The 351-nt window shown below is 38.7% G+C and carries 1 rRNA gene; it reads left to right on the forward strand.

From position 1 onward, the window contains the following. Nucleotides 1-255: 255 nt before the first annotated feature. Nucleotides 256-351: ribosomal RNA gene (locus tag M9R32_RS16040) — 23S ribosomal RNA — on the forward strand; the annotation flags it as partial.

The following is a 351-nucleotide window of genomic DNA, read 5'->3' on the forward strand; positions in this document are numbered from 1 at the left end:
GCGGCTGGATCACCTCCTTTCTAAGGATAATCACGGAATACAAACCTTGGGTTTGTAAGTTGACGTTTTGCGTTCAGTTTTGAAGGTTCATCTTCTTTATAGAAGACGATACTTTCAAAACCTTGTTTTTGCGTTTATTTTCGCAAAACAAACCTTGTTCTTTGAAAACTGGATAAAACGACATTGAAAGCAATAAACATTCAAGTAATTCAACATACAACTTTGGTTGTATGCGTAAGAACTTTTTAACTTTTAGGTTAAGTTAATAAGGGCGCACGGTGAATGCCTTGGCACTAGGAGCCGATGAAGGACGGTACTAACACCGATATGCTTCGGGGAGCTGTAAGTAAG

Origin of the sequence: Paenisporosarcina quisquiliarum (genome assembly GCF_027563315.1) — a bacterium.
Taxonomy (GTDB): domain Bacteria; phylum Bacillota; class Bacilli; order Bacillales_A; family Planococcaceae; genus Paenisporosarcina; species Paenisporosarcina quisquiliarum.